This window comes from Methylorubrum zatmanii, from assembly GCF_014845115.1.
In the GTDB taxonomy this organism is placed as follows: Bacteria; Pseudomonadota; Alphaproteobacteria; order Rhizobiales; family Beijerinckiaceae; genus Methylobacterium; species Methylobacterium zatmanii.
The window spans coordinates 1-6442 of sequence record NZ_NKUI01000083.1; the positions used below are offsets into that span (position 1 = coordinate 1).

A 6442-nucleotide genomic window follows, 5' to 3' on the forward strand; every position below is an offset into this window, starting at 1 on the left:
CCTCGCCGAGGCCGAACCGGGCGACGTTGAGCGGGGTGAAGAGCGGCTTCTTCGAGACGACGTTGACGATGCCGCCGATGGCCCCATCCCCATAGAGCACCGAGGCCGGACCGCGCAGCACCTCGATCCGCTCGACGTTCCAAGTGTCGAAGGGGAAGGTCATCGTGTTGGCGCCGACATAGAGCCGGGTGCCGTCGAAGAGCGTCTGGATCGAGTTCTGCCCGGCAAATCCCCGGCTGGTGAAGGCGCCGAGTCCGGAGCCCGGCGAGCCGTACGCCGTGATGCCGGTCCCGTTCTGCGAAACGGCGTCCAGCACCGAGGTCTGGCCGCGCAGGCGCACGGTCTCCCCTGAGATGATGTCGAGGCTCGCCGGCGTCTCCAGGGGCGTGAGCCCGAGGCGGCTCGCCGAGCGTGACGGCGTGCGCAGGTTGAGGCCAACGGGTGAGGATTGGGTCAGGCTCGGCGTCCGCAGGGCCGCCGCCGCCTCGGCGCCCACGGCATCGGCGGGGGCGTTCGGCGGCAGGCCGGGGCTTGAACCGCCCCGCACGGCGATCTCGTCGAGGCGGGTGGTGACGGCGTCCTGGGCGCGCACCGAATCGGACAGAGCGAGGGGAAGAAGCGCGAGGGCAGGCAGGAGAGAGTGGCCGCGAGGGCGGTGAGGCGAGGGCATGGGACTGGCAGAGCCTTCGGACGGCAACGGTGGCACGTCACCGCGACCGAGGCCGAGCCGCCATCGGCCCGCAGGCTCCCGGCGTTTCGACACCTGCTGGGGCACCCCGCCCGGCATGGCTCGCGTGTGACCACGGCTGACGGCAGGTCTCCTGGCTCGCGGGTCGTTGTCCTCCATCGTCTTCCCAGGCGAAGGCTCGCCCAGTGACGTGGTGATGGAGGGCTCTCCGCTCACAGTTGCGGGGGCAGCCGCGGGATCGGGCAAAGGCCCTTCACCGCGTTCCCTTTTGATCCCTTTCGGGAACCGTCGACGGCCACGCTAGGGGGAGCGATCCGCCGCGGTCAATGCGCGTCAGCAAGACCCTGTGAGTTTGTGTCCGCTCGGCAACAAATCGCGGAGGGCCTTTGAAAGAAAAAAGGCCGCCCCGAAGGACGGCCCGAAGTCTAGGGAGGAAACGCCCAAGAAGGGCTACGGGGCCGCGACGCCATCGCGACCTCGTATGCTTGGTATGTGTCATGTTGCGTTGCACAATGCAATCGGGCCGTCATCAGCCGTGTCATGCATTTTTCGCATATGACAGTGAGCGCGGCAGGACGATTCGGCGCTAAACCGCTTTGCGAGGAGCCGTTTGAGATTTCGCGAGTTTCGATCGTCCGGATCACTCATGGGCGGATCGTCACGATGCCACGCTGGATGTTCGCGTTTCCCGTTGTTCTGCTGCTGCTCGCGGCCGTGATCGTGTTCGCCTTCACCCGAACCGGCCCGACCGATCATCAGGACACACATGCCCAGGAGGCCGGTCAGACCCGTTGAGACGCGGTCGGCGCGAGGGTCGGCCGAGGCTTTTTCGGCCCGCAACTTGCCTTCGACAGGGAACCCATTGTTGGAAGGTTCCCGGCTGATGCGGCTTCCCTTCATGCTGGCCCTGCTCGCGATGCCGCTGCCCCACGCCGCGCGAGCTGCGGAGCCGCATGTGGACGTCGCCGCCTTCGCCGAGGTGGCCCGCCGACATGTCGGCGAGCGCGTCACCCTCGATCATTGCCATCTCGTCTTCGCGACGCCCGAGGAGATGACCTGCGTCGGTCTCGCATCGAATGCGGCGACCGGTGATGTCCGTGCGGTGGGGAAGCTCCTGATCCGGGTGGCGGCGGCGGAGATGCGCAGCCGCAACCGCGCGCTCGCTCTGTGTGACGGGGGCGATCTCGGCGAGGCCTGCGAGGTCAGCGTCTCCGGCGAGGTGTTCGATGCGTCCCGTTCGTTCGGGCTCGGCGAGGCGTGGGTGATGGGGCTGCGCGAGGCGACGATCTGCTGGCCGGATTAGCCGGCTCGGGTGCCGCGTCCTTACCTGTGCAAGCAGAGGCCTGCGATGAACCCGCCCAGGCCTAGTGCGTTGGAACTCAAAGGGAGTCCGACCATGATCACACGCACCCTCTCCGCTATGGCTCTGTCGGCCGCCTTCATACTGCCGGCTGCCGCCGAGGCCCCCTACCAGACCGGGACCGGAGGCGGCCCGACCTCGACCATCTACGCGCCCAACACCTCCTCCGTGGGCCGCACCATGCCGCCGGCGGGGGCCGGGGGCGAGCGCCGCGATTCGACGAACATGGATCGCGAGACGCGGATGGAGCGGAAGGACGACAAGATCGATACCGGCATCTGCATCGGCTGCGACAAGTAGGTCCGCAGAGCTTACTCGGACCAGCGCAGGGCGGCGGCGGCGGCCAGGGTGCCGACCACCGCCGCGATCAGGCTGAGGGCGGCGAGCACGGTGAGCGGAGTCGTGAACGGCACGGTTCCGCCAAGCGCTGCCTCTGCGGCCGAGACCCCGAAGATCAGGGTCGGGATCATCAGCGGCAGCACGATGATCGCCAGGATCAGGCCGCCCCGGCGGATGGTGGCCGTGAGCGCCGCCCCGACCGCGCCGATGAAGGAGAGGGCCGGCGTGCCGAGGGCGAGCGTCAGAGCGGTGGCCGCCATGGCCTTCGGCGAGAGCGCCACCAGCAGGCCGAACAGCGGGGAGGCGAGGGCAAGGGGCAGGCCGGTCGTCAGCCAGGACGCCAGCACCTTGGCGAGCACCACGACCTCCAGGGGCACGGCGGCCCCCGTCATCAGGTCGAGGGAACCGTCCTCCTCGTCGGACTGAAACAGCCGGTCGAGGCCGATCAGCGTGGCGAGCACGGCCGAAAGCCACAGGATCGCCGGGCCGATGCGCGACAGCAGGTTCAGGTCCGGCCCGAGGGCGAAGGGCACCAGCACCACGATCATCAGGAAGAAGACGAGGGAGAGCGCCCCCGAGCCGCCGACCCGGGCGGCGAGTTTCAGGTCTCGGGCGAGCAGGGCGGAGAAGGCGCGCATCATGCCCACTCCTCCGCAGTCACCGCTTCTTCCGGCGGGGGAGGCTCGATGCGCAGCTCGCTCGCATCCTCCAGGCCGAGTGCCTGATGGGTCGCGGCGACCACGAGGCCGCCTTCCGCCCGGTGCCGGCCCATCATCGCCGCGAGAACTCCCTGCGAGGCGAGGTCGAGGGCGGCGGTCGGCTCGTCGAGGAGCCAGAGCGGACGGCGGCAGACGAGCAGCCGCGCCAGCGCCACCCGGCGCCGCTGTCCCGCCGACAAGTAACCGACGGGCAGACGGGCGACGTGGGGCAGGCCCAGGGCTTCGAGAGCCGCCTTCGGTGAGGCGGCCGGATGGCCGAGCAGATCGCGGGCGAATTCGAGATTCTCGGACGCCGTCAGGGCCGATTTCAGCCCGTCCCGATGTCCGACCACGTGAAGCCGCTCCGGCAGGGTCGCCTCGCCGATGCCCTCGGCCCGAATCGTGCCCGCATCGGGTTTGAGGCGGCCGGAGAGCAGGGTGAGCAGGCTCGATTTCCCGGCGCCGTTGCGCCCGGTGATCATCATCGCCTCGCCTGGGCCGAGGCTGAAGCTCAGGCGCGAGAAGATGCGGCGCCCGGAGCGGCGGCAGGCGAGGTTCTCGACGATCAGCCGCACGGATCGACCTTCGGGTTGAGAGACGGCCGCCGGTCTCGTCGCCTCGTGGGGCGCCGCGGCGCCGGAGTGCCGAGGCGGGAGGCTCGGCCTTGAGCGGCCTATAGCCGATCGATGTGGCGCGCGCGAACCAGAGGGGCCGGCTGTGGATTGATTCGCGGAGTGGATGGGGGACGCAGGTGGAAAGGCGCAACCATGGATGCCGAGCCGACGCCCCGAGGAGTTTCCCGGCCGACCGAACAGGAGGCGGCCCGCGATCCCGCGGCGGTTGCAGGGCGCGCGGAGCTGGAAGTCCGGCTCTCGCGCCTGACGCCGGGTCAGCGGGCCTCTTTCCGCGAGGCGGTGCGCCGCTGCTACGCCCGCACGGCGAAAACCTGATGCCGCCGCTCCTCCGGCCAGGCCCAGGCTGCGATATCAGCCGTGCGGCTCTGTCATCGAGCCAGTAGCGGCCAATTTCGAAACGTTCTATAGACCCGCTCAGGCTGCGCCGCGCGATCATTCAAGGGCGTCCAAACCGCCCCTCGCGCACCATCCTGAGTGCTTTTCGCGACCATCCCGGCGCCGGGACTTCGTCGAGGGCACTCGCTTCCCGGGCGCCCCCGGGGCGGCGCGCGCTCTTGGAGCGCATCCGGCCGAACACCTCTCGTGGCGCAGGTTATGCCTGCTCCGTGTTCGACAACGCCAGCTCAGGATTCGACTCGCCGTGGCATCGCTCGACAGTTTCAAGGCCCGCCGGACGCTCGAGGCAGCGGGCAGGACCTACACGTATTATTCGATCCCCGAGGCGCAGAAGAACGGCCTGGCCGATGCCGCCGCTCTTCCGTTCTCGATGAAGGTGATCCTCGAGAACCTGTTGCGCTTCGAGGACGACCGTTCGGTCAAGAAGGCCGATATCGAGGCGGCGGTGGCCTGGCTCGGCAACAAGGGCACGGCCGAGACCGAGATCGCCTTCCGCCCCTCCCGCGTGCTGATGCAGGACTTCACCGGCGTCCCCGCCGTCGTCGATCTCGCGGCGATGCGCGACGCCATGGCGGCGCTGGGCGGTGATCCGCAGAAGATCAACCCGCTGGTGCCGGTGGATCTCGTCATCGACCACTCGGTGATCGTCGACGAGTTCGGCAGCCCGAAGGCGCTCGACGAGAACGTGGCACTGGAATACGCCCGCAACGGCGAGCGCTACACCTTCCTCAAATGGGGCCAGTCGGCCTTCCGCAACTTCTCGGTGGTGCCGCCGGGCACCGGCATCTGCCATCAGGTCAATCTCGAGTACCTGTCGCAGACGGTCTGGACCAAGACCGAGGATGGCGCCGAGATCGCCTACCCGGATTCGCTGGTCGGCACCGACTCGCACACCACCATGGTCAACGGTCTGGCCGTGCTCGGCTGGGGCGTCGGCGGCATCGAGGCCGAGGCCGCGATGCTCGGCCAGCCGCTCTCGATGCTGATCCCCGAGGTGATCGGCTTCAAGCTGTCCGGCAAGCTGCCGGAGGGCACCACCGCCACCGACCTCGTGCTCACCGTCACGCAGATGCTGCGCAAGAAGGGTGTGGTCGGCAAGTTCGTGGAGTTCTACGGCCCCGGCCTCGACGACATGGCGGTGGCCGACCGCGCCACGATCTCCAACATGGCCCCGGAATACGGCGCCACCTGCGGCTTCTTCCCCATCGACCGGAAGACCATCGACTTCCTGAAGGTCACCGGCCGCGCCGACGACCGCATCGCCCTGGTCGAGGCCTATGCCAAGGCGCAGGGGATGTGGCGCGACGCGCAGACGCCCGACCCGGTCTTCACCGACACCCTCGAACTCGACATGGGCACCGTGCGCCCGTCGCTCGCCGGCCCGAAGCGCCCGCAGGACCGGGTGCTGCTCGACGCCGCCAAGGCCGGCTTCGCCGATGCCATGGAGAAGGAATTCAAGAAGGCGTCCGACATCGCCAGCCGTTACGCGGTCGAGGGCACCAACTTCGACATCGGTCACGGTGATGTGGTGATCGCGGCGATCACCTCCTGCACCAACACCTCGAACCCGAGCGTGATGATCGGGGCCGGCCTGCTCGCCCGCAATGCGGTCGCCAAGGGCCTGCGCTCGAAGCCCTGGGTGAAGACCTCGCTCGCTCCCGGCAGTCAGGTCGTCGGCGAGTATCTCGACAAGTCCGGCCTGCAGGAGAGCCTCGACGCCCTCGGCTTCAACCTCGTCGGCTTCGGCTGCACCACCTGCATCGGCAATTCCGGTCCGCTGCCGGCGGCGATCTCCAAGGCGATCAACGACAACGACGTGGTCGCCGCCGCCGTGCTCTCGGGCAACCGCAACTTCGAGGGCCGCGTGAACCCGGACGTGCGGGCGAATTACCTCGCCTCGCCGCCCCTGGTCGTCGCCTACGCCCTCGCCGGCTCGCTCCAGATCGACATCACCAAGGAGCCGCTGGGCCAGGGTTCGGACGGTCAGCCGGTCTATCTCGCCGACATCTGGCCGTCCTCGGAGGAGGTGAACCGCTTCATCGAGGAGAACATCACCTCGGCCCTGTTCAAGAGCCGCTATGCCGACGTGTTCGGCGGCGACGCGAACTGGAAGGGCGTCGAGGTGACCGAGGCCGAGACCTTCGCCTGGGACGCCGGCTCCACCTACGTGCAGAACCCGCCCTATTTCGAGGGAATGACGAAGACGCCGGACCCGGTGACCGATATCGAGGGCGCGCGCATCCTCGGCCTGTTTCTCGATTCGATCACCACCGACCACATCTCGCCCGCCGGCAACATCCGCGCGGCCTCGCCCGCCGGTGAGTAC

At 68.7% G+C, this 6442-nt stretch carries 8 protein-coding genes and 1 riboswitch; of the genes, 4 read left to right on the top strand and 4 right to left on the bottom strand.

Translation table 11 applies throughout. From position 1 onward, the window contains the following. Window positions 1–670, bottom strand: a 670-nt coding sequence (locus MZTS_RS11220) for a TonB-dependent receptor plug domain-containing protein (protein WP_192283908.1), incomplete at its 3' end; no start/stop codon positions are given. Window positions 671–794: 124 nt separating this feature from the next. Next, window positions 795–993: riboswitch (cobalamin riboswitch) on the bottom strand. 190 nt (window positions 994–1183) lie between these two features. Continuing rightward, window positions 1184–1588, bottom strand: a complete 405-nt coding sequence (locus MZTS_RS24975) for a hypothetical protein (protein WP_210329240.1) — start codon at window positions 1586–1588, stop codon at window positions 1184–1186. On the opposite strand from MZTS_RS24975, the gene MZTS_RS11225 reads away from it, so the two are divergent. Together MZTS_RS11225 and MZTS_RS11230 are read left to right on the top strand one after the other, a co-directional pair. Beyond that, window positions 1572–1991 (top strand): hypothetical protein, encoded by a 420-nt coding sequence (locus MZTS_RS11225; RefSeq protein WP_192283909.1) that lies wholly within the window; start codon window positions 1572–1574, stop codon window positions 1989–1991. The two genes, MZTS_RS24975 and MZTS_RS11225, sit on opposite strands and share 17 nt — an antisense overlap. Window positions 1992–2084: 93 nt before the next feature. After that, the gene (locus MZTS_RS11230; protein WP_192283910.1) at window positions 2085–2348 is read left to right on the top strand and encodes a hypothetical protein; all 264 of its coding nucleotides are present in this window, start codon (window positions 2085–2087) and stop codon (window positions 2346–2348) included. Window positions 2349–2359: 11 nt separating this feature from the next. Here the strand turns inward: MZTS_RS11230 and ccmB are convergent, their stop codons facing one another. Both ccmB and ccmA read right to left on the bottom strand, forming a co-directional pair. After that, window positions 2360–3028 carry a heme exporter protein CcmB gene (gene ccmB / locus MZTS_RS11235; protein ID WP_192283911.1) on the bottom strand — a complete coding sequence of 223 codons (669 nt, stop codon included), beginning with the start codon at window positions 3026–3028 and terminating at the stop codon, window positions 2360–2362. Beyond that, a complete protein-coding gene (gene ccmA, locus MZTS_RS11240) occupies window positions 3025–3660 on the bottom strand; it encodes a heme ABC exporter ATP-binding protein CcmA (protein WP_192283912.1) in 636 nt (211 codons plus the stop codon). The genes ccmB and ccmA overlap by 4 nt, the downstream gene beginning before the upstream one ends. 192 nt (window positions 3661–3852) lie before the next feature. On the opposite strand from ccmA, the gene MZTS_RS11245 reads away from it, so the two are divergent. Continuing rightward, window positions 3853–4035: a hypothetical protein gene (locus MZTS_RS11245; RefSeq protein WP_009866124.1), complete on the top strand. Its 183-nt coding sequence runs from the start codon at window positions 3853–3855 to the stop codon at window positions 4033–4035. Window positions 4036–4360: 325 nt separating this feature from the next. After that, on the top strand, window positions 4361–6442 hold a 2082-nt coding region (gene acnA / locus MZTS_RS11250; RefSeq protein ID WP_192283913.1), incomplete at its 3' end, for an aconitate hydratase AcnA.

What these genes read in the sequence shown, in the direction of transcription:
- MZTS_RS11225 (WP_192283909.1), top strand. Translation starts at nt 1,572, where the DNA reads ATGCGGCTTCCCTTCATGCTGGCCCTGCTCGCGATGCCGCTGCCCCAC.
- MZTS_RS24975 (WP_210329240.1), bottom strand. Translation starts at nt 1,588, where the DNA reads ATGAAGGGAAGCCGCATCAGCCGGGAACCTTCCAACAATGGGTTCCCT.
- MZTS_RS11230 (WP_192283910.1), top strand. Translation starts at nt 2,085, where the DNA reads ATGATCACACGCACCCTCTCCGCTATGGCTCTGTCGGCCGCCTTCATA.
- ccmB (WP_192283911.1), bottom strand. Translation starts at nt 3,028, where the DNA reads ATGATGCGCGCCTTCTCCGCCCTGCTCGCCCGAGACCTGAAACTCGCC.
- MZTS_RS11245 (WP_009866124.1), top strand. Translation starts at nt 3,853, where the DNA reads ATGGATGCCGAGCCGACGCCCCGAGGAGTTTCCCGGCCGACCGAACAG.